Source organism: Sandarakinorhabdus cyanobacteriorum (assembly GCF_002251755.1).
In the GTDB taxonomy this organism is placed as follows: domain Bacteria; phylum Pseudomonadota; class Alphaproteobacteria; order Sphingomonadales; family Sphingomonadaceae; genus Sandarakinorhabdus; species Sandarakinorhabdus cyanobacteriorum.
In genome coordinates, this window is sequence record NZ_NOXT01000121.1 from 1 (window position 1) to 23,245 (window position 23,245).

The 23,245-nt window shown below is 67.7% G+C and carries 21 protein-coding genes, 1 tRNA gene and 2 pseudogenes; 18 read left to right on the forward strand and 6 right to left on the reverse strand.

Annotated elements, in window-relative coordinates:
* From CHU93_RS17765 to nth, 4 genes and pseudogenes are all read right to left on the reverse strand, one after another.
* Positions 1-205 (reverse strand): annotated as a pseudogene (locus CHU93_RS17765) (hypothetical protein); the annotation flags it as partial.
* Between the two features lie 296 nt (positions 206-501).
* Positions 502-578, reverse strand: a tRNA-Arg gene (locus tag CHU93_RS12950).
* 46 nt (positions 579-624) lie between these two features.
* The gene (locus tag CHU93_RS12955) at positions 625-987 is read right to left on the reverse strand and encodes a hypothetical protein (RefSeq protein ID WP_094474603.1); all 363 of its coding nucleotides are present in this window, start codon (positions 985-987) and stop codon (positions 625-627) included.
* 55 nt (positions 988-1,042) lie between these two features.
* Positions 1,043-1,684, reverse strand: coding sequence for an endonuclease III (gene nth, locus CHU93_RS12960; protein ID WP_094474714.1), 642 nt, complete (start codon positions 1,682-1,684; stop codon positions 1,043-1,045).
* A 91-nt stretch (positions 1,685-1,775) separates the two neighbouring features.
* Here nth and CHU93_RS12965 point away from each other — a divergent pair, with 91 nt between their 5' ends.
* Entirely contained in the window at positions 1,776-2,240 is a 465-nt protein-coding gene (locus CHU93_RS12965; protein ID WP_094474604.1) for a DUF2244 domain-containing protein, read from the forward strand.
* Between the two features lie 8 nt (positions 2,241-2,248).
* On the opposite strand, the gene CHU93_RS12970 is transcribed toward CHU93_RS12965, so the two are convergent.
* Positions 2,249-3,493 (reverse strand): amidase family protein, encoded by a 1,245-nt coding sequence (locus CHU93_RS12970; protein ID WP_341476587.1) that lies wholly within the window; start codon positions 3,491-3,493, stop codon positions 2,249-2,251.
* A pseudogene (locus CHU93_RS18180) lies at positions 3,402-3,806 on the reverse strand (amidase family protein); the annotation flags it as partial. The pseudogene CHU93_RS18180 and the gene CHU93_RS12970, both read right to left, overlap by 92 nt.
* Positions 3,807-3,922: 116 nt before the next feature.
* Between CHU93_RS18180 and CHU93_RS12975 the strand changes: the two are divergent.
* The 17 genes from CHU93_RS12975 to CHU93_RS13050 all read left to right on the forward strand — a co-directional run bounded on the left by CHU93_RS12975 (position 3,923) and on the right by CHU93_RS13050 (position 23,181).
* Entirely contained in the window at positions 3,923-5,377 is a 1,455-nt protein-coding gene (locus CHU93_RS12975; protein WP_243375672.1) for an ATP-binding protein, read from the forward strand.
* Positions 5,374-6,273, forward strand: coding sequence for a response regulator transcription factor (locus CHU93_RS12980; RefSeq protein ID WP_094474605.1), 900 nt, complete (start codon positions 5,374-5,376; stop codon positions 6,271-6,273). Before CHU93_RS12975 ends, CHU93_RS12980 begins: the two co-directional genes overlap by 4 nt.
* 44 nt (positions 6,274-6,317) lie before the next feature.
* Positions 6,318-8,018 (forward strand): Hsp70 family protein, encoded by a 1,701-nt coding sequence (locus CHU93_RS12985; RefSeq protein WP_094474606.1) that lies wholly within the window; start codon positions 6,318-6,320, stop codon positions 8,016-8,018.
* Positions 8,015-10,546 carry a TonB family protein gene (locus CHU93_RS12990; protein ID WP_094474607.1) on the forward strand — a complete coding sequence of 844 codons (2,532 nt, stop codon included), beginning with the start codon at positions 8,015-8,017 and terminating at the stop codon, positions 10,544-10,546. The genes CHU93_RS12985 and CHU93_RS12990 overlap by 4 nt, the downstream gene beginning before the upstream one ends.
* Positions 10,547-10,926: 380 nt before the next feature.
* A complete protein-coding gene (locus tag CHU93_RS17605; RefSeq protein ID WP_165768732.1) occupies positions 10,927-11,112 on the forward strand; it encodes a hypothetical protein in 186 nt (61 codons plus the stop codon).
* Position 11,113: 1 nt separating this feature from the next.
* Positions 11,114-11,311: a Flp family type IVb pilin gene (locus CHU93_RS17120; RefSeq protein ID WP_106408487.1), complete on the forward strand. Its 198-nt coding sequence runs from the start codon at positions 11,114-11,116 to the stop codon at positions 11,309-11,311.
* Between the two features lie 401 nt (positions 11,312-11,712).
* Entirely contained in the window at positions 11,713-12,591 is an 879-nt protein-coding gene (cpaB, locus tag CHU93_RS13000; protein WP_094474608.1) for a Flp pilus assembly protein CpaB, read from the forward strand.
* Entirely contained in the window at positions 12,588-13,985 is a 1,398-nt protein-coding gene (locus tag CHU93_RS13005) for a type II and III secretion system protein family protein (protein ID WP_094474609.1), read from the forward strand. The genes cpaB and CHU93_RS13005 overlap by 4 nt, the downstream gene beginning before the upstream one ends.
* A 3-nt stretch (positions 13,986-13,988) precedes the next feature.
* A complete protein-coding gene (locus CHU93_RS13010) occupies positions 13,989-14,291 on the forward strand; it encodes a hypothetical protein (protein WP_086115945.1) in 303 nt (100 codons plus the stop codon).
* The gene (locus CHU93_RS13015; RefSeq protein ID WP_086115944.1) at positions 14,291-15,517 is read left to right on the forward strand and encodes a CpaE/TadZ family protein; all 1,227 of its coding nucleotides are present in this window, start codon (positions 14,291-14,293) and stop codon (positions 15,515-15,517) included. The genes CHU93_RS13010 and CHU93_RS13015 overlap by 1 nt, the downstream gene beginning before the upstream one ends.
* A complete protein-coding gene (locus CHU93_RS13020) occupies positions 15,514-16,908 on the forward strand; it encodes a TadA family conjugal transfer-associated ATPase (protein ID WP_094474610.1) in 1,395 nt (464 codons plus the stop codon). Before CHU93_RS13015 ends, CHU93_RS13020 begins: the two co-directional genes overlap by 4 nt.
* 3 nt (positions 16,909-16,911) lie before the next feature.
* Positions 16,912-17,913: a type II secretion system F family protein gene (locus CHU93_RS13025; protein ID WP_094474611.1), complete on the forward strand. Its 1,002-nt coding sequence runs from the start codon at positions 16,912-16,914 to the stop codon at positions 17,911-17,913.
* 13 nt (positions 17,914-17,926) lie between these two features.
* Complete coding sequence (locus CHU93_RS13030) at positions 17,927-18,901, forward strand: type II secretion system F family protein (protein WP_094474612.1); 975 nt, start codon at positions 17,927-17,929, stop codon at positions 18,899-18,901.
* Positions 18,901-20,115: a tetratricopeptide repeat protein gene (locus CHU93_RS13035; protein WP_094474613.1), complete on the forward strand. Its 1,215-nt coding sequence runs from the start codon at positions 18,901-18,903 to the stop codon at positions 20,113-20,115. The genes CHU93_RS13030 and CHU93_RS13035 overlap by 1 nt, the downstream gene beginning before the upstream one ends.
* Positions 20,108-21,136: a tetratricopeptide repeat protein gene (locus CHU93_RS13040; RefSeq protein WP_094474614.1), complete on the forward strand. Its 1,029-nt coding sequence runs from the start codon at positions 20,108-20,110 to the stop codon at positions 21,134-21,136. The genes CHU93_RS13035 and CHU93_RS13040 overlap by 8 nt, the downstream gene beginning before the upstream one ends.
* A 7-nt stretch (positions 21,137-21,143) precedes the next feature.
* Entirely contained in the window at positions 21,144-21,629 is a 486-nt protein-coding gene (locus CHU93_RS13045) for a prepilin peptidase (protein ID WP_094474615.1), read from the forward strand.
* A gap of 118 nt (positions 21,630-21,747) precedes the next feature.
* Positions 21,748-23,181 (forward strand): porin, encoded by a 1,434-nt coding sequence (locus CHU93_RS13050; protein ID WP_423825910.1) that lies wholly within the window; start codon positions 21,748-21,750, stop codon positions 23,179-23,181.
* Positions 23,182-23,245 lie beyond the last annotated feature (64 nt).

Sequence of the window (23,245 nt, forward strand, 5' to 3'; positions counted from 1 at the left end):
CGCTACCCTCATAACCTACACCACCTGCCGGGACGCGACCGCCGGTTGCATTGGATTGTTCGGCTGGTTTGGCATTTTGCCCCCTCCGCGTGTGATAGTGGGATTGCTCGGCGACGATGGCTTCCCCGCCGTGGTTCACATGCACATGCCGCACGGTCTGCTCTCTGGGCTGGTAGAACTTGGCGAGCGCCTCACAGGTTGCCATGGAACGGCGGGCTTCAGGATGGTCTCGCGGCCACTCGAATGACTGGTGTCAGGGCGATTAGCGATCTTAGCAAGTTTAGCTGGAACAGCCCTACTTGCGCCGTCACACCGACGGGATGGCACACCAAAGAACGAGTCACCCACCTCCTCGCGGAGTGGGAAAGCGACACCGGCCATGGGCGCAGCCTCTGCTGCTACAAGCTGAAGAATCGATCCAGGTGCACCGAAACCACAACCACGGTTTTCCGTATTTTTTCCATACGGATGAAACTGAAAGGGCATAAGTGTTTGAAAATATGGCGCACCCGACAGGATTCGAACCTGTGACCTCTGCCTTCGGAGGGCAGCGCTCTATCCAGCTGAGCTACGGGTGCGTGGGCAGGGCTGTTAGCAGGGGTGACGGGCGGGCGCCAGCGGGAATCAGCGTTTGGTCTTTGGGGGTGGCGGCGGTTGGGCCACGAATTTGCCCAGGCCGCAGCTGGCGCCGCGCATCAGGCCGCCCATGTTCTGCAGCACGGTGATGATGTCCTGGCTGCACAGCTGGCTTTGCGCGGTGGCGTAGGAAAAGGCGCGTTCAAAGCCGAGTTGCGGGCATTCGCCGGCTGGCAGGGTGCTGCGCCACACGCTGCCATCGCGCAGGGTGAAATCGATGGTCTTGCCATCGACAACCTTGGTGCCGCGGATCATCGCGAGCGCAAGGCAGGATCGGGTGGTGCCGGGTTCGGGCGGTGCCGCGCTGGCGGGAACGGCCAGCAGGGCCAGAGTGAGGATCAGATGGCGCATCAGTCACTCCCTTCGCCGCGCAGGCTGCGGACTGGCGGCTGAACCCGTGCTGAACTCAGCCGGCCGCCAGCGCCTTGCCGCGGAACTGGCAGAGATCGGCCACCGCGCACTCCCCGCATTTCGGGCTGCGGGCGGTGCAGACATAGCGGCCGTGCAGGATCAGCCAATGATGGGCATCGCGCCGCCACGGCGCCTTCACCCGTTTCATGATGCCGTTTTCCACCGCCAGCGGGGTCTTGCCGGGTGCGAGGCCGGTGCGGTTGGCCAGCCGGAACACATGGGTATCGACCGCACAGGTTTCCTGGCCGAACAGCACGTTCACCACGACATTGGCGGTCTTGCGGCCAACGCCGGGCAGGGTTTCCAGCACATCGCGGCTGTCGGGCACTTCGCCGCCAAACTCCGCCACCAGCCGGTGCGACAGGGCGATGACATTCTTGGCCTTGCTGTTGAACAGGCCGATGGTGCGGATATGCGCCTTCAGCCCCTCCTCGCCCAGTTCCAGCATCTGGGCCGGGGTGTGGACCAGTTCGAACAGCCGCCGCGTCGCCTTGTTCACCCCCACATCGGTGGCCTGGGCCGACAGCACGACGGCCACCAGCAGCTGGTAGCCATTGCCATAGGCCAATTCCGTCACCGGCGCCGGGTTGGCGGCCGACAGCCGGGCGAAAAACGCGTGGATCTCGGGCGGCGTCATCTGCCGGCGGGCAAGCTTGGTCATGGTGCGACCTTGCTTCCACCAAAGCCGGTGGCGGGTAAAGTGGCTGTGACATAAAGAACGGGGCGTCGTGATTCTCGATCTCACCCTCACCCCCAATCGTTCGCTGCGCAGGGATCAGGCGCGGTGGTTGCTGGTGCTGGTGGGTGGGTTTTTCCTGATCGGGTCCATCCGCTTCCTGATTCTGGGCCTATGGCCGGTGATCCCGTTCATGGTCGCCGATGTGGCGCTGCTGGCCTGGGCCTTGCGGGCCAGTTACCGGTCGGGCGGGGCGCGGGAACGGCTGGTGCTGGCCGATGATGGCCAGTTCACCTTCACCCGCATCTCGCCGTGGGGGGAGGCCAGGGTGGCCGAGCTGGAGCCCTATTTCACCCGTGTCCACATCGAGGAGACGCCGCTGGGCGACGCGCATCTGTTCCTGGCCAGCCAGGGCAGGCGGTTGCGGGTTGGCCAGTTCCTGTCGGCCCCCGAACGGCGCGAGGTGGGCGCGCTGATCCGCGAGGGCCTGGCGCGCTGGCGCAACCAGGCCCGCTAGGGTCAGGATCAGCGTTTGGCCGGGGCAAACAGCGCCTGCACCTCGGCGCTTTCTTCCACCGTCTGCACCATGGCCGGGATCAGCTTCATGGTCGGGGCGGCCTGTTCAAAGGCATAACCCATGGCGAGCAGCCGTGCCTCACTCCACGCCGGGCCGATGAACGACAGGCCAACCGGCAGGCCGCGCACGCCGCCCATCGGCACGGTGAGGTGGGGGTAGCCTGCCACTGCCGCCAGCCCGCCGGCACCGCCGCCCGGCGCCTGATCGGCGTTGACCGGATCGATGAACCAGGCCGGCGCGGCCGTGGGGGCGACCAGCACCTCCACCTTGGCCTCGGCCAGCATCTTGTCGATCCCTTCCTTGCCGGCGAATTTCAGCGAGGTTTCGCGCGCCTTCAGATAGGCGGGATCGGTCAGGCCCTTGGTGGCTTCGGCCTTTTCAAACGTGTCCTGCCCGAACAGGCCCATTTCCGTGCCGGCATTGGCCTTGTTGAAGACAATCACGTCGGCCAGTGTGCGGGTTTTGACCGTGGCCGGCGTGCTGGCGAGATAGGCCGCCAGATCGGCCTTCAGTTCGGTCAGCAGCACCTGGAATTCGTTGGGGCCGATTTCGCGCCGGTTGGGGCCGGTGGTGATGTCCACCAGCGTGGCCCCTTGCGCCTTCAGCACGGCCAACGCGGCTTCGAAGCGGGCATCGACGCCGGCGTGCCAGCCGGTGGCCCAACGCAGCACGCCGATGCGCGCGCCCTTCAGGGCATCGGGCTTCAGCGCAGCGGTGTAATCGGTCTTGCGCGCGTCCGCCTCTTTCGTCGCCGGATCGGCCGGGTCGCTGCCGGCCATGGCGGTGAGCAGCCGGGCGGCAGTGCGCACGTCGCGGGTCATCGGGCCCGCCGTGTCCTGGCTGTGGCTGATCGGCACGACATGGGTGCGGCTGACGAGGCCAACGGTCGGCTTGATGCCGACAATGCCGTTCATCGCCGCCGGGCAGGTGATGCTGCCATCGGTTTCGGTGCCGATCGCGGCATCGACCATCTGGGCAGCCACCGCCGCGCCGCTGCCCGAGGAGGAGCCGCAGGTGTTGCGCGACAGGGCATGCGGGTTGCGGGTTGCGGGTCTGCCCGCCCACCGCGCTCCAGCCCGAGATCGAGGCATCGGCGCGGATATTCGCCCATTCCGACAGGTTGGTCTTGCCCAGCAGCACGGCGCCGGCAGCGCGCAGCCGGGCGAGGAACGGCGCATCGCGGCCGGTGACATTGTCTTTCAGGGCCAGGCTGCCGGCGGTGGTGGGCAGCGGGCCGGCCATGTCGACATTGTCCTTCACCAGGATCGGCAGGCCAAACAGGGGCCCGCGCGTCTTGGCGGCATCCAGCACTTTCGCCTGATCCAGCGCGGTGGGATCGATGGCGATCACCGCGTTGAGGCGCGGGTTCAGCGCCTTGATGCGGGTGATGGCGGCGGTGGTGTTGGCTTCGGCAACGCCCACCGCCGGGGCAGAGACGCCCACCGCAGGCGCGGCGAGGGCCGGGGCGGTGCTGGCCAGCAGCAGGGCAAACAGGGTGGTGCGCATCGATGATCCCCCTCGCAAATGCGTGTGGCCTGCTCATGCCAGCCCCGCTGCCATTTGCAACGGACGCAATGTCACCCTAATGTTTGCCGCAGTGCAGCACAGACGGGGGATGCAGCGTGCCATCACGGCCGCCAGGGGAGGACAGCACGGCGCAGCAACTGGCGGCGCTGGCCCAGGCGCGCGATGTCGCCGAAGCGGCCAATCTGGCCAAGACGCGGTTCCTGATGGGCCTGAGCCACGAGATCCGCACGCCGCTGAATGCCATCCACGGCTATGCCCAGTTGCTGGAGCGCGGCGCGGCAATCTCCCCCAGCGAGGCCGGGCGCATCATCCGCCGGTCCTCCGAACATCTCGCCGATCTGGTCGAAGGGCTGCTGGACATCAGCCGGATTGAATCGGGCGTGCTCAAGCTCAACCGCGAAACCGTGGGCCTGCGCGCGCTGCTGGAACAGGTGGCGGCGATGTTCCGCATCGAGGCCGGCAACAAGGGGCTGGATTTCGCCTACAACGCCGCGCCCAATCTGCCGGCCTGGGTGCTGGCCGATGAACGCCGGTTGCGCCAGGTGCTGATCAACCTCCTCTCCAACGCCATCAAATACACGCAGAGCGGCAGCGTGGTGTTGACCGTGCGCTACCGGTCGATGGTGGCGGAGATCGAGGTGGCTGATACCGGCATCGGCATCGCCCCCGAGGATATGGACCGGATTTTTCTGCCCTTTGATCGCGGCGGTGGCCGGGCGGCGGGCGTGGCGCCGGGCATCGGCCTGGGCCTCGCCCTGTCGCGCATGCTGTCCCAGGTGATGGGCGGCGATATTTCGGTGAAGAGCGTGCCTGGCCAGGGCAGCCGCTTTGTGCTCAAGCTGTTGCTGCCGCAACCGAACCAGCCGCCCAATGAAGAGGCGCGCGGCCTGCCCATCGGCTATGAAGGCCAGCGCCGCACCATATTGGCGGTGGATGATGATCCCGGCCAGCTCGCCCTGTGGCAGGAACTGTTGCGGCCGCTGGGGTTCAACCTGTTTGTGGCGGGATCGGGCGGCGCGGCGCTGTCGCTGGCCGATCTGGGCCGGCCCGATCTGGTGCTGCTGGATGTGTCGATGCCGGGCCTCAATGGCTGGGAAGTCGCCGAACGGCTGCGCAGCCGCTTTGGCCGCAGCATCACCATCCTGATGGCTTCGGGCAATGCCAGCGAACTCGTGGGGGCCGAAGGCAAGGGATTGCACGATGGCTTCGTGCTGAAGCCGGTGGACCAGGCGCTGTTTTTCGAACAGCTGGGCCGGCAGTTGAACCTGACCTGGCTGTATGAAGGCACCGACCGGGCGCCATGGCGGGCCAGCGCCCTGCCCGATGCGGCACGCGCCCATCTTTCAGAGCTGGCGCGGCTGGCGCGGACCGGGCATGTGCGCGGCCTGGCAGCGGCGCTGGCGGCGCTGGATGCCGCGGTGCCCGATGCCAAGCCGCTGGTCGGCCGCTTGACGGCGGCGTTGGATGCGTTTGATCTAGTGCAATTCCAGAAGCTGCTGAACGAACAGGCGACAGACAGTCGCGACGACAGGGGAGAGACCGGCCGATGAGCGAAAGCCCGCGCGCCAATGTTCAGGCCACGATCCTGGTGGTGGATGATGCGCCCGACAGCCTGCGTTTCCTCACCGACACGCTGGAGGCCGAAGGCTATGCCGTGCGCATCGCGCTGAATGGCGAGACGGCGCTGGCCAGCCTGGCCGAGGAACTGCCCGATCTGGTGCTGATGGATGCGATGATGCCGGGCATGGACGGGTTTGAGACCACCCGCCGCATCAAGGCCGATCCGGCGCTGGCGCTGGTGCCGGTGATCTTCATGACCGGGCTGACCGATACCCAGAATGTCGTGGACGGCCTGGCCGCCGGCGGCGTCGATTATGTCAAGAAGCCGATCGTGCTGCCCGAATTGCTGGCGCGGTTGAAGGTGCATCTGGGCAATGCCCGCATCACCGCCGGGGCGCAGGGCGCGCTGGATGCCAGCAACCGGCCGCTGATGGCGCTGGACGGCGAGGGCCGCATCGCCTGGACGACGCCGCGCAGCGCCGAGATCCTGGCCCAGCGCTTTGGCGCCGGCGTGGGCGACCGTCTGCCCGGCCCGCTGGTGGGCCAGCTGCAGCGGCTGGGCGAAGGCCGGGTGAAGCAGGATTTCCCCGGCGGCCAGGTGGAGTTCACCGTGGTCGCCACCCAGGGCGACGAACGCCATTACCGGCTGACCGAAACGCTGGAAGGGGCGGAAGAGAAATTGCTGGCCCAGCGCCACGGCCTGACCGAGCGTGAGGCCGAGGTGTTGCTGTGGATCAGCCGCGGCAAGGCCAACCGCGAGATTTCGGAAATCCTGGGCATTTCCCCGCGCACGGTGAACAAGCATCTGGAACAGATTTTCGAGAAGATGGGCATCGAGAATCGCGCCTCGGCGGCGGCGGCGGCGGTGAAGACGCTGAGCCAATAGCCCGCGCGTTTGGCAGGCCGCACCAGACCGGCTATGGCAGCGCCATGATCATCGGCATCGATCTTGGCACCACCAACAGCGCCGCAGCCTATTGGGCGGATGGCGCGCCCGTTCTCATCCCCAACCGGCTGGGGGAGCTGCTGACGCCGTCGGCGGTGGGGCTGGATGATGATGGCGGCCTGCTGGTCGGCCGCCCGGCGCGGGAGCGCATGGCCAGCCACGCCGGCCTGACCGCCACCGCCTTCAAACGCTATATGGGCACCCAGCACCGGGTGACGCTGGGCAGAAAAGATTATGGCGCCGAGGAATTGTCGGCGATGGTGCTGCGCAGCCTGAAGGAGGATGCCGAGGCGCATCTGGGCCAGGCCGTGACGGAAGCGGTGATCACCGTGCCGGCCTATTTCAACGACAAGCAGCGCAAGGCCACGCGCCGTGCCGGCGAACTGGCCGGGCTGAAGGTGGAGCGGCTGATCAACGAGCCGACCGCGGCGGCGCTGGCCTATGGCATCCACCAGCTGGCGGGCGAGACCCGGTTCCTGGTGTTCGATCTGGGCGGTGGCACCTTTGACGTGTCGGTGCTGGAGATTTTCGAAGGGGTGATCGAAGTGCGCGCCTCCACCGGGGACAACCGGCTGGGCGGCGAGGATTTCAACCAGGCGCTGGCCAACCTGATGGCGGCGGCCGACAAGCGGCTGGCGGCCGGCCTGCAGGGCGACCGCCAATTGTCGGCCAAGCTGATGGAAGCGGCCGAGCGGGCCCGCCGGGCGCTGACCAGCGCCAGCAGCACGACAATGACACTGAGCTGGCAGGGCGAGCAATTTGCCCATGATGTGACGGCGGAAGGCTTTGAGTCCGCCGCCCAGCCGCTGCTCGACCGCATGCGCAACCCTGTGCTGCGCGCGCTGCGCGATGCCGATATCGCGCCCGACAGCCTGTCGGAAATCATCCTGATCGGCGGCGCCACCCGCATGCCGATCGTGCGCCGCACCGTGGCCAAGATGTTTGGCCGCTTCCCCAACGCCAGCATCAACCCGGATGAGGCGGTCGCCCTGGGCGCTGCCGTGCAGGCCGGGCTGAAGGCGCGTGACGCCGCCCTGAAGGAAGTGGTGGTCACCGATGTCTGCCCCTATTCGCTGGGGGTGAATATTGCCGAGCGGCTGCCCGGCGGGGCGATTGAAGAGGGCATTTTCTCGCCGATCATCGAGCGCAACACCACGGTGCCGGTGAGCCGGGTGAACATCTATGAGACGATGTCGGCCAACCAGAAGCAGATCGTGCTGGGCATTTACCAGGGCGAGGCACGGCGCGTGGCCGACAATGTGCGCATCGGCGAGCTGAAGGTGCCGATGCCGCGCGGGCCGGAAGGCCAGCCCATCGAGGTGCGCTTCAGTTACGACATCAACGGGCTTCTGGAGGTGGATGTCCACGTGATTCCCACCGGGGAGCGGCACAATCTGGTGATCGCCGATCCGGAGGATCAGGTGAGCCCGGCCGAGATGGAGCGCCGGCGGGCGGCGTTGGCGCTGCTGAAGCAGCACCCGCGCGACAGCGAGGCCAACCGTGCGGCGCTGGCCCGGGCCGAACGGCTGTGGGAAGACGCACTGGGCGACGAGCGGGACTGGATCGGCCGCCTGATCCAGCAGTTCCAGGGCGCGCTGGCCACGCAGGATGTGCGGGTGGCCGACACCGCCCGTGACGAATTGATGGCCGCGCTGGACCAGATTGATGGGCCGCGCTGGCTGTGAACCCCTGGGAAATTCTGGGCCTGCCGCCGGGCGCAGACCGCGACGCGATACGCCGTGCCTATGCGCGAGCTCTGAAGGGCGTGAACCCGGAGGATGATCCCGAAGGCTTCATGGCATTGCGGGCCGCCCATGATGCGGCGCTGAACCAGCTGAAATGGCGCCAGCAATGGCCGGACGAGGCGCCCGACGACGAAGCGCCGACCGCCGAAGCCCCTTCCCCCGCGCCGCCGCCCGAACCCGCCCCGCCCCAGGCTGATCTGACCACGCCGGTCGATCCGGCAGTGGCTGCGCTGGCGGCCGAGCGGGCGGCGGATCAGGCCGATCTGCTGGCACGGCAGCAGGCGCTGTTCGATGCCATCATCGCCGGGCCCGACCAGCCGCGCCAGCAGCGCGCGCTTGATGATTTGCTGGCGGCCCCGGCGCTGATCGACATTGCGGCGCGCGACCGCATCGAACCCTGGGTCGCGGCCGTGATGGCCCATCATCTGCCCGACAGCGACCCGCTGGTGGTGCATGCGATCGAACGCTTTGGCTGGTCCGATCTGCCGCCGGGCCAGCGCAGCCCCGATATCGACCGGCTGCTGCGCCGGCGCGAGGAGGGCGAGTTCGTCGTCAACATGGCCCGCCGCCACACGCCGCTGCATCTGGGCTATGTCGCATTGTCGGCGCCGCCGGGCATGGGCTGGTGGCGGCAGCTGAAGGCGCTGTTTTCGGCCGAGCCGGCGCAGACGCGGCAGATCCTGGGCCTGGTGGACGGGCCCTTGCCGGGCATTGCCGATTGGCTGAATGCCGATGCGCTGGCCTGGTGGCGCAGCTATCATGGCAAGCCCCGGCTGCGGCTGTGGATGATCCTTGTCATGATCCCGCTGGCATCGGTGCTGCTGGTTGCCGCGCTCGATGGCGCGGGCTGGGCGGAGCCGGCCGCGGCCGGGCTCAGCCTGCTGGCCTGGGCGGCGCCGTGGGGCCTGTTGTGGCTGCTCCGCCGCCGCTTGGACTGGCAATCGGATTGGGACCGGCCGGAATGGCATTATGCGGCCTGGCCATTGGCCGTGCTGGCGCTGCCGCTGCTGGCCGCACTGTGGCCGGCGGTGCCGCTGCTGAACCCCCTGTTCCTGCTGCCGCTGCTGCTCGCCTGTGGCTGGATGCTGCTGGCCAATGATCAATTGCACCCGGAAGGCTGGCGCGATCTTGCCCCCGGCCTGATCCGCGCCCTGCCGGTTTGGCTGTTCCTGGCGCTGCTGGTGGGCGGTGCGCCGGCGGCGGATGGCCAAGGGCCGATCCGGGCCATGGCGATCTGCGGTTGCGGCCTGGCCTGGTGGCAGGCGGGAGACCAGATCAGCTGGGCGGCACGGCGGCTGCTGTCGCGCTGGGGGCAACAGGCGGGCGGGCCGCTGGCGCCCTGGCTGGTGCTGGCGGCCGGCGCGGTCGCTGCCGGTCTGGCGGCCGGCCTGGCGCTGATCGATGCCGGGCTGGTGGGCCGGGCCCTGGGCCTGCTGGCGCTGCCGGCGCTGGCAGGGCTGGTGGCCTTGCGGATGACCAGCGGCTGGCAACAGATCGCGCCGGTCGTGGCGTTGGCCGGGCTGGCCCTGCTGTGCCTTGAACTGATCAGCCTGATCGACCCATCGGTTGAGGGCGCCGGCGGGATCATCGCCGGGCTGGGCAGCAGCAGCTGGTGGATTGACGAACGCACCGGCCTGCCGCGCACTGGCCTGCTGTTCTTCCTGGTGTTTGGCGCCACCTCGCTGTGGCGGATGCTGCGCGGCAACCAGGGCGATGGCGGCGGCTGGCTGGTGCGCTTTGTGGTGATTGCCGTGCTGGTGGCCATTGTGGCTGGCCTGTGGGAACGCCCGCCGGCTGGCGAGCAGCAGCCGCCGCGCCGGGAAGGCAAGTGGCAGCCGGCCCGGCCCGTGGGCGATACCAGGGCCTGGATCGATGCGGCCGCCCTGCAGGCGCCCGCCGGCGATTATCGCTATGAGGTGCGGCTGGCCGTTGCCGGTGATGGCCGCGTTGCCGATTGCAGCATGGCGCAATCAACCGGCGTTGCCCGCCTGGACAAGGCGCTGTGCCAGCAGATCATCGCCAACGCCCGGTTCAAGCCGGCCCTGAACGATGCCGGACAGGCGATGGCCAGCCTGGAGTTTTTCAAGGGCCAGGTCCGCCAGCTGCCGCAGGTGGCACCGCCGCCGCCGGCTGCACCGCCGCCGATCCGCTGCCCCGACCGCCAGATCAGCGGGCCGATGGTGGCCGAGCCCTGCATGCAGGACCGCTGGTTCCATGATGGCAGTTATCCGGCGGCGGCGCTGGCGGCCGGGCACAGTGGCACCGTGGGCTATCGGCTGGAGGTCGGCCGTGATGGCCGGGTGGAATCCTGCCAGATCGACGCGTCAAGCGGGCACGCCAGCCTGGATCGCGGCACCTGCGTGTTGCTGAAGGCCCGGGCGCGGTTCGTGCCGGCCCAGGATGTGGATGGCAGCCCGATGCCCTGGACCTATCGCGGCGCGATTGAATGGCAGCTTGCGAAACGGTGATTCGGCGGCCGATTCGGCACCGATTCGAACGAATGTGGCGCTGATCATGCCAAATCGCGTAATTTTTTGACGCAATCGACCTTAACTTTTGTCATTTCCACCCTCGCCAAATGACGCAGAGCGGTGCGCATTTGGCGTGCGCGCTGCCATTTCCGGCATCGGCAGATGGTAAATGGCCCCGGTCGCCGCACCTGCGGGCCTGACCCATTTAGCACGCTGATTTCACGGGCTTTTCACGGCAGCGAATATTTTGGCAAGGGAGATTGCCAATTTCTCGCTGCGTGCCGCTAAGCCGTTGATATCCGCCTTTTTTTGCAATTAATCAATTTCTGTAAAACTTTGCTTCGTTCAAGTAAACATGGAGCATGTCGTTAGTTTTAATGAATATTGCTGTAACCATTTTGGATATTGTGCTGAAAAAAAAGCACCAATATGCATGTTTCTGGGATACCGGCTGGAGGGAGCAGTGGTTTCATCCGACCGGCATCAACGGTGATCCCCTGGATAGAAGTATTTTTCTATCCGGTCTCAATAACGGCTACGGCCGTAACAGCGGGAACAGTTGAAATGATCAAGATCCTCAAGAACCTGAAGTCGAACAAGTCGGGCGCTTCGGCTGCCGAATACGCCCTGATCGTCGCCGTGCTGGGCGGCCTGGTCGTTGCCGGCGCCAACGCCTTCGGTGGCTCGCTGAGCACCGCCATGACCAGCGCCGGCACCGCGCTGGAAGGTCAGTCGGACGGCGACTTCAACGCCGCCAAGTAAGCTGGTCGGGTTGGCTGGCCGGGCGACTGCCCGGCCAGCCAACAAGATTCTGGCCTTTGGCCACAGGTGCAGCCGGAACATCAGGCTGATTGATCAGACGGTCCGACGGGGTTCGCGCGCCAGGCGAGGCAAACAGCAGCTGGTGCGACCCGGCACAAGCAAGGACCCCGACCAGCGTAAGGGGCAGGGGTGCGTTATCCTTGGACGTGCGCCGGCGCAGGGCCGGACGACATGCCAGGCCAGGCCGGCATGAACCATCCAAGGGGTCGATACGTGGGCATGCCCGAGTTCGCGAAGTTTCTCCCGTCCGTCCGCCCGGATGCCGGCCATGGCCGCCCGGCGCGACGTGATCCTGCCCGGATGCCGGCGCCGCGCGCCGCCCGGATGCGGTTGCCGCGCTGATGCGCCGGTCTTCCATCATCATGCTGATTGCCGCCGTGGCGCTGGGCCTGGTGGCCGTGCTGTTTGCCCGCACCTTCATGGGCGTCGGCGGTGGCGCCGGGGCCGATTCCAGCCGTCGGCTGCGCACCGTGCCCACCGTGGTGGCAGCGGCAGACATCAATTTCGGCGAGAAGCTTGCGCCGGCCAAGCTGAAGCTGGTCGAATGGCCGGCCGACAATGTGCCGGCGGGCAGCTTCCAGCGCATCGAGGATCTGACCAGCGCCGACGGCCGCACCGCGATGCGACCGATCGTGGCCAACGAGATCCTGACGGAAAAATCCCTCGCCACGGGTGCCAATCGCCTGTCGACCGCGCCGTTGCTCAATCCGCAAATGCGCGCCATCGCGGTGCCGGTGAACGAGGTCGCGGGCGTGTCCGGCCTGATTTTCCCCGGCGACCGGGTGGACGTGTTCTTCACCCGCCAGCCGGAAGAGGCGATGCCCTATGCCGAGCTGCTGGCGCAGGGCGTGCGCGTGCTGGCCGTGGGCAGCGACACCAACCTGGGCAAGGAAAAGCCCGAGGTGGTGAAGACGGCCACGATCGAGGTGACGCCACTGCAGGCGCAGAAAATCTCGCTCGCCCAGACTGTCGGCACGCTCAACCTGGTGCTGCGCCACTTCACCGATGAAGCCCGCGTGCGGCTGGAAACCGCCCAGGTGATGGACCTGAACGATGGCACGATCACCCGGCTGGTGCGCAAGCCCGGCGCGGGCAGTGGCGGCGGTGGCGGCCCTGCCGGCGCGCCGGCGACCGGTGGTTCGACGCCGGCGCCGCCGCCGCCTGGGGTGGTGGTGATGCGGGGCACAACGGAATCCGTTCAGCCGGTGATGGGCAAATGATGAAACGCGCCTTCCTGATCGCGGCCTTGGCCGCCGCTGCCCTGCCGGTGTTGCCGGCGATGGCGCAGGCCAGCATGGAGGCCCACACCGGCCTGTCGCTCAACCTGCCGATCAACAAGTCGCAGACGCTGCGCGTGCCGCGCCCGTTTGCCCGGTTGGCGATCGGCAATGCCGATATTGCCGATGTCTCGGCGGTCACCACCAGTGTCGCCTATCTGCTGGGCAAGCAGATCGGCACCACCAACCTGACCCTGTATGACAAGGCCGGCGGCGTGATCGCAGTGGTTGATGTGACCGTGAGCCCGGATGCCATGGGCCTGAAGCAGAAGCTGGCCGAGATCCTGCCGACCGAGAATCTGGGCGTCCAGGTGGCGAACGACACGCTGATCCTGTCGGGCACCGCCTCCAGCGCTGCGGCGCTGCAGCGCGCGGCCTCGATCGCGGAGGCCTATGCCCCGCGCAAGGTGATGAACATGGCCGGTGTCGGCACCGCCCAGCAGATCCTGCTGGAGGTGCGCTTTGCCGAGATGCAGCGCGGCACGGTCAAGGCCCTGGGCATCAACAGCGTGGCCTTTGGCGGCCCGGCGCGCGGCACTCTGACCCCGGAAGGGGTGGTGACCGAAGGCGGCACCATCTCGACGCCGGGCGCCGGCATCAGCGGCACCTTTGGCGCCGCCCTGCGTTTTCCCGGCCTCAACGTCTCGTTCCAGGCGCTGGAGAGCAAGGGCCTGATCCGCACCCTGGCCCAGCCCAACATCATCGCGCTGTCGGGTGAAACCGCCAACTTCCTGGCGGGCGGCGAGTTTCCGGTGCCCACCGGTGTTGCGGTGAACGGTCAGGTTTCGATCGAGTTCAAGCAGTTTGGCGTGGCGCTGGCCTTCACGCCCACCTTGCTGGAAGATGGGCTGATCAACCTGCTGGTCGCACCCGAAGTGTCGAGCCTTGACCCGACGGCCGGGATTGACCTGAATGGCCTGCGCATTCCCGGCCTGAAGGTGCGCCGTGCCCGCACCACGCTGGAACTGCGCGATGGCCAGACCTTTGCGCTGGCCGGGCTGATCCAGAATGATTTCCGCGACACCATCAATGCGGTGCCGCTGCTGGGTCGCCTGCCGATCCTGGGCGCGCTGTTCCGGTCAAGCGGCTTCAACCGCCAGGAAACCGAGCTGGTGATCCTGGTGACACCGCGCATCGTGCGGCCGGTGGCGGCCGACAGCGGCGCGCTGGCCCTGCCCACCGACCAGGTGGACGAGCCGAGCGACACCGATTTCTTCCTGCTGGGCAACAGCGAACGCCGCGGGCCGATGCTGCCGGCGCTGCCGCTGCCGGGCCCGGCCAATGCCATCAACAAGCCAGGCGGCGTCGCAGCCGACCACGGCCATATCGTGAGGTGATGCATGGGCAAGGCTGCCATCCTTCTGGTTGCCCTGGTGCTGGCCGCACCGGCTGCCGCGCAAGACCGCCAACTGGGTGCTTCGGTGCAGAAGAATGTGGCTGCCCATGTGGTTGATCTGCATCCCACCTATGCCGGCGTGAAGATCGAGGGCAGCAATGGCGTGCGCTCCGAAGCTGCCATCAACCGCTATCTTGATGGCCGGGTGACCCCGCTGCGTTCGATCAGCGGTGAATCCCAGGTGGGTGCCAATGCACAACAGCGGGGCTCTGGCGGCCCCGCCGCCAGCCCGTCGGGGCCACGCTGATGGCTCTGCTGGCTCGCCTTGGTGCCTTTGCCGGCAAGGCCGCCGATGCCGGCGATACAGCCGCGCGCGAGGGCGGCGACCTGCGCGTGACCATGGTGTTGCACCCGCAGACGGCCGCCAAGCTGGATGGCGGGCGGCTGAACGTGCTCAACGCCGATATCCGGCTGTTTGACGGTGGCTTTGCCGCCTTTGCCGGCAATGCGCCGCTGATCCGCCGCACCGATCTGCTGGTGGTGCAGATCGATCCCGACAATGCCGCCGATCTGGCCGCACTGGAAAATTTTGCCGCCGGCCCCGGCCAGCGTATTCCGGTGGTGGCTGCGGTGGAGGATCTGACCATCGCCATCACCCGCCGGCTGCTGCGTTCCAGCATCGCCGATGTGCTGCCCATCCCCTTCAGCCTGGAGGAACTGGGCCAGGCCATCGATGCCGGGCGGGACCGGGTGGCGCGCGCCACGGGCCAGGGCCCGGCGCGTCAGGCCAATATCATTGCCGTGCAGGGCGTGCTGGGCGGCATGGGCACCAGCATGGTGGCCACCCAGCTGGCGCAGCTGTGGGCTGATGGCAAGCAGGTGCTGCTGATCGATCTGGACGTGCAGCGGGGCAACGCCGCGCTCTATCTCAACCTCAAGCCGCGGCTGTCGATCGCCGATCTGATCGAGGCCGAAGACCGGCTGGACGCCGAATTCCTGCGCATGGTGGTGGAACGCCACCAATCCGGCATGGGCGTGGTGGCGGCCCCGGCCGACATGAACCCGCTGGACGCCCTGACGCCGGAATTCATGGAACGGCTGCTGGATGTGGCGGCGCAGAATTATGATCTGGTCGTGCTCGACATGCCCGGCGTGTGGATCGACTGGTCGGCCGCCGCCATGCAGAAGGCGGATCAGATCCTGCTGGTGTCACAGCTCACCGTGTCGGGCGTGCAGCAGTGCCGCCGCCAGCTCGATGTGCTGGAAGCCAATAATCTGGGTGAGCGGGTGCGGGTGGTGATGAACCGCATGACCCCCGGCCTGTTCGGCAAATATGATCTGTCGGAGGCGGAATCCGTGCTGCGCCACAAGGTGCATTTCGCGCTGTGCAATGATTATCCCACCGTGTCGGCGGCGCTGGATGAAGGCAAGCCGGTCGGCCAGATGAAGCTGAAGGCGCGCATCGACAAGGAAATGCGCACCATGGCGGCCGCCCTGGCCGATGAACTGCTGGCGCTGGAGGTCGGGGCATGATTTTCCCCACCCGTCGCAAGCCCGCGGCGGCGGCACCGCCCACTGCCGACAATGCACCGGCGGCCGTTGCCGCCCCGACCCCGGCACCGGTGGTGAGCATCAAGGACCGGCGGCGCGACGATTACACCGAACTGAAGGTGACGCTGCACCAGAATCTGATCGATCGCATCAATCTGGCCGCGCTGGAAACCATGACGCGCGATCAGATGCAGCGCGACATCGGCGACATCGTTCAGGAAATGCTGAAGGAAAACAACCAGGCCCTGAACGCTGCCGAGCGGCGCCAGCTGGTTGAGGACATATTGGACGAGTTGCTGGGGCTGGGCCCGCTGGAGCCGTTGCTGAAGGATCCGACCATTTCCGACATCATGGTCAACAGCGCGACCAAGGTGTTCGTCGAGCGGCGCGGCCGCATCGAGGAGGTGGGCACCCGCTTTGCCAGCGACCAGCACCTGCTGCGCATCATCGGCAAGATCGTTTCCAACGTTGGCCGCCGGGTGGACGAAAGCTCGCCGATGGTCGATGCCCGCCTGCCCGACGGCAGCCGCATCAATGCCATCATCCCGCCGCTGGCCATCGATGGGCCCTGCCTGTCGATCCGCAAATTCCCGCCCAGCCGCACCAGCATCGACAAGCTGGTCGAGTATGGATCGATGACCCCGGATTGCGCCACCATGCTGAAGGCGGTGGTGGCCAGCCGGCGCAACGTCATCGTGTCGGGCGGCACCGGTTCGGGCAAGACGACGATGCTGAACGCCCTGTCGGCCTCCATCGGTGCCCATGAACGCGTGGTCACCATCGAGGATTCGGCCGAGCTGCAGTTGCAGCAGAGCCATGTCGTGCGGCTGGAAACCCGCCCGGCCAACATCGAGGGCCGCGGCGAGGTCAACCAGCGCGATCTGGTGAAGAACGCGCTGCGGATGCGGCCCGACCGGGTGATCCTGGGCGAAATCCGATCGGGTGAAGCCTTCGACATGCTGCAGGCGATGAACACCGGCCACGATGGTTCGATGACGACGCTGCATGCCAACACGCCGCGCGATGCGCTGTCGCGCCTGGAACAGATGATCGGCATGTCGGGCATCGATATCAGCCCGAAATCGGCGCGCGCCCAGATCGCATCGGCGATCAACGTGGTGCTGCAACTGGAACGCCTGCAGGATGGCACCCGCCGTGTCACCTCGGTGGCGGAAATCACCGGGATGGAAGGCGACATCATCCTGATGCAGGAAATCTTCAAGTTCGTGCGCGAAGGGGTGGATGCCGAAGGCAAGGTGATCGGCGAGATGCGGCCGATGGGCGTGCGGCCCAAGTTCATGGAAGTGTTGAAATCGCGCGGCTATGATCTGCCGTCGACGATGTTCGACCCGTTCCGGCGCAAGGACAGCTGAGCCATGACGCTGCCCGCCTTCATCAATCCGGAACTGGTGCTCTATGGCATCATCTTCTTGGCGGCGGTGTTGCTGTTCGAAGGCGTGTTCCTGTGGTGGCGCGACACCTATGGCGCAAAGCGCCGGGTGTCCAAGCGCATGGCCCTGATCGAACAGGGCGCCAGCAGCGCCGAAATCATCACGGCGCTGCGCCGGCAGACCACCGACGTGTCGAAATCGCTGCTGCCATCGGTCATCCGCTATCTCGACAGCCGGATGAGCCAGGCCGGCATCCGGATGAGCGCGCAACGCATGCTCACCCTGATGGCCACCACCACCGCGCTGATTGCCTTCATCTTCCCGGTGCTCGGCGGCATCACCGGCCAGATCCGGTCGCCCAGCGCGGTGCTGGTGCTGCTGCTGTTCGCCGCCGGCATCGGCATGGTGCTGCCGGTGCTGTGGATCAACTATGTCGCCGCCCGCCGGCTGAAGCTGATCGAGGCGCAGTTCCCCACCGCGCTTGATGTGCTGGTGCGTGGTCTGCGCGCGGGTTACCCGATCAACTCGGCCCTGGAACTGGTGGTGGAGGAGCTGCCGGATCCGCTCTCGTCCGAACTGGGGTTGGTGCTGGCCGAAATGAACTATGGCTATGCGCTGCGCGATGCGCTGGCCAATCTGGCCGATCGGGTGCAGACGCCCGATCTGGCGATGTTCGTCGTGTCGGTTTCGATCCAGACCGAAACCGGCGGCAGCCTGGCCGACATTCTGGACGGGTTGTCGCGCGTGATCCGCGACCGCGCCGCCATGGTGCTGAAGGTCAGGGCGCTCGCCTCGGAAGGCAAGATGACCGGCAGCCTGCTCACCGCGCTGCCGGTGCTCACCTTCATCAGCGTCTTCACCAAGGATCCATCCTTCTATCTGGATGTGGCGGACGATCGCTGGTTCATGCCCGGCGTGCTGGGCGTGCTGTTCATGTATGTTCTGGGGGTGGTGATCATGCGCCGCCTGATCGCGATCAAGGTCTGAGGCGGGGCGGGCGATGGCATTGACCGGAGATCTTGCCAACTGGATCGTGCTGGGCCTGGTGTTCATTGCCGTGGTGCTGGTGGTGCTGGCGCTGGCGCCGATCGTGCTGGGCCGCACCGATATCAAGGCGCGGCTGGCGGCACAGGGCGGCGGCAGCGCGCCCGATGCAGGCCCCGGCAGCATCCGCAACGATATCGCCACCGGCACCTGGTCGCGCCTGGTGCAGGAAATCGAACGGCGCGGCATCGGCCTCACCGATTCCACGTCCGACAAGCTGGTCGAGAAGCTGGCGATGGCCGGCTTTGATCAAAGCTATGCGCCGCGCGCCTTCACGCTGGCCCGGGCCGTGGCGACGTTGGCCCTGCCTTCGTTCGTGCTGCTCCTGATCACCATCAGCGGCAACTGGCCATCGTCCACCAAGCTCTATGTCATGCTGATCGGTGCGGCCGCGCTTGGCCTTTATGTGCCCGGCATCATCGTCTCGTCGCGCGCCAGCGAGCGGGCCAAGGAAATCCTGAACGGCTTTCCCGACACGCTCGATCTCATGCTCGTCTGTCTGGAAGCCGGCCTCGGCATCGATGCCGCCTTCAGCCGTGTCGGCGCCGAGATCACCGGTTCGCACCCGCTGCTGGCGCGGCTGTTTGCCCAGGTCAGCCTGGAACTGCGCGCCGGGCGCAGCCGCGAGGTGGCCTTGCGCATGCTTGCCCGCAAGAGCGGCGTGGCCGAGATCACCGCCTTCACCACCCTCATCATCCAGTCCGACAAGCTGGGGGCATCGGTCGCCAGCGCCCTGCGCATCTACAGCGCCGAAATGCGCGAGGCCCGTCGCCTGCGCGCCGAGGAAAAGGCTCACCGCATTCCCGTGCTGCTGTCGGTTCCGCTGGTGTGCTTCATGCTGCCGGTGATGGTGGCGGTGCTGATGCTGCCGGCGGCGATCGGGATGCGCGATGCCATGCAGACCGCCACTGACGCGAGCGAGAGCAAGTGATGATGGTCGGCCGCTCCAGCCTTGTCTGCGCCATGCTGCTGGCATCGGCGGCCAGCGCGCGCGATCTGCCGTCCGACATGCGCAGCCGCGTCAGCGCGCTGCCGGGTGCCACGCCGGGCCTCGGGCCGGCCGCTTCGGTTGAATCCGGCCTTGATGAAGGCCGCGCCCTGCTGCTGGCGGCCAATCCGGTGCAGGCCATCGCCGCCTTCCGCACGGTTCTGGCTGTCGATGCCGGCAATGTTGCAGCGCTCAATGGCCTGGGTGTCGCCTATGACCGGCTGGGCCGGGCCGATCTGGCCCGCCAGCATTTCGAACAGGCCCTCGCCATCGAACCCACCGCCGCCGACATCGCCTACAATCTGGGCTGGTCGCTGGCGCGCGCCGGCCACGACCGCGAGGCCATCGCGCCGCTGCAGCGCGCGGCTGCCGGCAGCGACCCCCGCGTTGCCGGCGCCGCCCGCCGCGCCCTTGCCCAGATTGCCGCCCGGCTGGAGGCCGCCGCCGCGCCGGCCGCGGCCCTGCCGCCCGCAGCGGCGCCGCTGCGGCTGGCGGCGGCCCGCATCGACATGGTGGCCAACGGCGAAGCCGTGCTGGTGCTGCCCACACCCCAGACGCCAGCGCCGGCCCGCGCCCCCGCGCCGCCACCCACCGCGGTGGCAGCCGCCCGGCCCGCCACGCCCCGGCTGGCGGCCGCGCTGCCGCCGGCTCCGGTCGCTGTGCCGGTGCTGCCAGTCCAGCGGCTGGCGGCCCCCAAAGGCCAGGCCGAAGCCTTGCCGGCCGAACTTGCGGCGCGCCTGGGCGATGCCGCCGATCTCACCCGCCCGGCGCAGCCATTGCCCCCCGCATCGCCGACCCCGGCCCTGGCCACCCCCGTGGCCGCTGCGAGGGCGGCGGATGCATCGCCCCCGGCCCAGAAGGCGCAACGCCCGGTTGCGCCCGCGCCACTGCCCAATCCTGCGCCCGATCCCGCCCCGGCCTTGGCGCCACCGCCGGCGCTCGCCGCCGCGCCGCGTCGCAACGATCAGGCGCTGCTGATCCTGGCCCAGGCGGCCGTGCTGCCGATGGACCACCGCACCCTGCTGGCGCCGCCGCGCCGCGCCACGCCGCAACCGCTGTTGCCGCCATCGGCACCGGCCGATCCGGCCGCCGATATCCGCCGCGCCATCGCCCGGCTGGAACGGCTGGTCGCCCGCATCGAGGCCAGCCGTGCCTGACCGGTTCGGTCTCGATCCAGACGGCGGCCGCAGCAGCGTGCTGGCCGAGGCGCGATCCTTTGCGGCCGGGGCAGAGGCCGGGCGCATCCGCCGGCTGCACAAGCTGGCGGTGCTGGTGCTGCTGATGGCGATGGTGATAGCGCTGGTTGCGCCGGCCTTCGCCCGCGAGCGCAAGCCCGCCGCCGATGCGGCCGCTGTGTTGGCCCAGGCCAGTGCCCCACCAACGCCCGAGGCGCTGGCGCTGCTGGATGCGGCGATCGCGAGCGGCCGGCTGGCCGATGCCCGCGCCCTGATTGCCCCGATGTGGGCCGCCGGCAGCGCGGATGTGGCCCTGCGTGGGGCCGAACTGGCGCTGGCCGGTGGCTCGCTGCCCGAAGCCGCCGACGGCTTTGGTGCCTTGACCGAAGGGGCGCTTGCCGCCCGGGCCTGGCAGGGGCTGGGCATCACCCGGCTGAAGCAGGCGCGGCTGGATGACGCCATCGCCGCGCTGGACAAGGCGGTGGCGCTGGATGCCGGCCTTGCCCGGGCCTGGAACGCCCGGGCCGTGATTGCCGATCGCCGCAAGGATTGGGCCACTGCCGATGCGGCCTATGAAAAGGCGATTGCGGCCGCGCCCGGTGATGCGGCCATGCTGGCCAACCGGGGCTGGTCGATGCTGCTGCGCGGCCACCATGTCGCGGCCGAGCGCGATCTGGAACGGGCGCAGGCGCTGGCCCCCAATGATCGGGTGGTGCGCACCAATCTGGCGCTGGCCCGTGCCATGCAGGGCCGTTACCAGGAGGCCTTCCGCCACAGCAACCGCGCCAGCCTGGCGGTTGATCTGAACACCGTAGGCTATGCCGCCATGGCGCGCGGCGATCTCACCGTCGCCGAAGCCTATTTCAACCGGGCGCTCAGCCTCAATCCCCAGTTTGACCGCACCGCCTGGGCCAATCTGCAATATCTGGCCGATCTGAAGGCGCGCAGCCGGCCGGCGATGGGGGTGCAGCCTGGCCCGCAGGCCGCCACCGCCCAACAATGACCTTGGCATGACATTGGCCACCGCTGGCCTGGCCTTGCTGGCCATCGCCGTCATCGCCGCGGCCGGCTTTGATCTGTGGCGCTATGAAATTCCCGACACGCTGACCGTCCTGATCATCATTGCCGCTGTTCTCCACGGGCTGGGCACGCCGGGCTTTGCCTGGGCCAGCCATGCGGCGGCCGGCGGGATCTTCTTTGCCTTTGGCCTGCTGGCCTTTGCCCGCGGCTGGCTGGGCGGCGGCGATGTCAAGGTGATGACCGGCTGCGCCTGCTGGGCCAGCCTGGCCACCCTGGCCGAACAGGTGGTGCTGATCGCATTGGCCGGCGGGGTGCTGGCGCTGCTGCTCATGCTGCTGCGCCGCTCGCTCAGCCTGGCCGGCGTGGTGGGTGACGATGCACCGCGCCTGATCCGGGTGGGCGCCGATCTGCCCTATGCCGTGGCCATTGCCGCCGGCATGGCGCTTTGGGCCTGGCGCCACCTGCCGCTGGTCTGAACTTCACAATTCTGACATTGTAACGCAAACGTCATCCAACTGACGTCAAACAGTCACGCCATTGTCATACCGCCGCAGCATTCGCGCTGGCCCGGCCGGCGCTGACTGGGTCGCCTTGATGATGCGTGTCTCGCTTGCTCCCCTGCTGGTTGTTGCCGGCCTTTCCCAACCGGTGGCGGCCCAGCCGGCGCCGGCCGATCCGGCGGCCACCATTGCCGAGATGCAGCGCCAGATTGCCGAGCTGAAGGCGATGGTGGCCGAATTGCGCGCGGCGGTTCAGGCCGGCGCTGCCGCCCCACCGGCGGCCAGTCCGCCCGCGGCCGTGGCGGCTGCAGCGCCGACGGTCCAGCTCGCCGCTGCCCGCGCGCCCGATGCCATCGTGCTCAAGGCCCCGGCCCGGCGCGGCAAGCCCTGGTATGAAAAGCTCACGCTGCGCGGCTATACCCAGATGCGGGTCAACGAGATCGTGGCGGGCGCGGCCACCGCGCCGGCCGGCGTCTCGCGGCTGCGGTCCATCGGTGACAACAGCATCAGCGACCGCAACAATTTCAGCTTCCGCCGCGTCCGCCTGATCCTGCAGGGCGATCTGTCGGATCATGTCTCGCTCTATCTGCAGCCGGATTTCGCCTCGGCCGTGTCCAACCAGTCGGTCGGGGAACGGCGCGAGGGCTTTGGCCAGCTGCGCGATGCCTATGTCGATATCTTCCCCACCGAAGATCACAGCCTGCGCCTGCGCCTGGGCCAGTCCAAGGTGCCGTTCGGGTGGGAGAATCTGCAAAGCTCCAGCGCCCGCCTGGCGCTTGACCGCACCGATGGCATCAACACCGCGGTTCCCACCGAACGGGATCTGGGTGCGGTGCTGTTTTACACCCCGCCCCAGGTGCAGCAGATCTGGAACCGGCTGGCATCCGACGGGCAAAAGCTGTTCGGCAATTATGGCGCCTTCGGCGTCGCGCTCTACAATGGCCAGGGCACCAACCGGGCCGAAAGCAACAACAGCCTGATGGCGGTGGCGATGGCCACCTGGCCCTTTGCGCTGGACGGGCTGGGCCTTGATGGCCAGGTGCTGGAAGTGGGCGGCGCCATCATGCGCAACAAGGTGCAGCCCGAACTGCGCAGCGGCGGGGTGAACCCCACGGCGATCACCGACAATCGGGTGGGCGTGCACGCCATGCTCTATCCGCAGCCGATCGGATTCCAGGCCGAATGGAACTGGGGCACCGGGCCGGAATTTGATCCGGCCACGCAGTCCATCAAGGCCAAGCCGCTGACCGGCGGCTATGTTCAGGCCATGGGCCGGGTGCGGCAATCGCCGCTGGGGCCGTTCATGCCGTTTGCGCGCTGGCAATTTTATCGCGGCGGCTTCAAGGCCGGGCTGAACGCGCCGCGCCTGGAAACCGATGAACTGGAACTGGGCATCGAATTCCAGCCGGGGGTGCCGCTGGAGTTCACCCTGTCCTATGGCTGGGCCCGCCGCCGCGAAGCCGATGAACGCCGGGCCGGCCAGGCCGAAGGCCAGGTATTGCGCGCCCAGGTGCAGTGGAATTATTGACGCCGGCCGTCACAAAGCTGCAACCCGCCCGACGCCAAATCGTCATCCCGGTGCAATCATGACG